The following is a 345-nucleotide window of genomic DNA, read 5'->3' as shown; positions in this document are numbered from 1 at the left end:
TCAATGAACCAATGTTTTTGACCTGCCCTGTTTCTGCTTCTTTTTTAGCGGCTAAGGCTTCCGGAGAATCTAAAAAGCTGACTAATCGAACTTCATTATTGGCCGCTTTAACTAACGATAAGCGTATATACTCAGAAACGGTTAGCCCTTGTTTTGCTAGATTAGCTTTAGCCCGTTCACTAATGTCAGGTGTTACACGAGTTGAAATTGTCTTGTTTTTAATAATAGTATTACTCATTCTAATCCGCCTCCTTTAAGTTTACCATCGTACTACGTTATAATATTCGATTTTTAGGTTTTCTGCAACTAAATTAATTTTAAAGTAAAGGAACTAACAGCTTATGC

Annotated in this window: 1 protein-coding gene; it reads right to left on the bottom strand. The window is 35.7% G+C overall.

All coding sequences use genetic code 11. From position 1 onward, the window contains the following. On the bottom strand, positions 1–238 hold a 238-nt coding region (locus FC27_RS11530; protein ID WP_010625657.1), incomplete at its 3' end, for a plasmid mobilization protein. Positions 239–345 lie beyond the last annotated feature (107 nt).

This window comes from Companilactobacillus versmoldensis DSM 14857 = KCTC 3814, assembly GCF_001434295.1.
In the GTDB taxonomy this organism is placed as follows: domain Bacteria; phylum Bacillota; class Bacilli; order Lactobacillales; family Lactobacillaceae; genus Companilactobacillus; species Companilactobacillus versmoldensis.
Note: the sequence above shows the minus strand (reverse complement) of the source record. Positions and strands in the feature narration are given on the sequence as shown.